The following is a 273-nucleotide window of genomic DNA, read 5'->3' on the forward strand; positions in this document are numbered from 1 at the left end:
GGCGACGCCGTTGATCTGTCCGAGGACGGCTCCGTGGCGGCGGTCGGCGACCGTGATGCCGTACTCCGAAGCGATCGTCGTGCTGTTGCCCTGGGCGATGTGCTGCGCGATCGAGAAGGGCACGATGGCGTTGGTGACGGCCGCCGTGACCGACCCGTCGTGCTCCTGCACCGAGTGCGAGCCCGAGCCGTCGGTGTACGTGTCCGACACGATCGAGCCGAGCGAACCGCCCAGCGCGGTGGTCCAGAACGACAGCGTGCCCGAGCCCGACTG

General features: G+C 69.6%; 1 protein-coding gene. It reads right to left on the reverse strand.

What is annotated here, in order from left to right:
* A partial coding sequence (locus tag ACZ3HH_RS29960; RefSeq protein WP_465810200.1) for a hypothetical protein occupies window positions 1–273 on the reverse strand: 273 nt, incomplete at both ends.

The organism is Pseudomonas sp. PME37.24/025 (assembly GCF_055556615.1).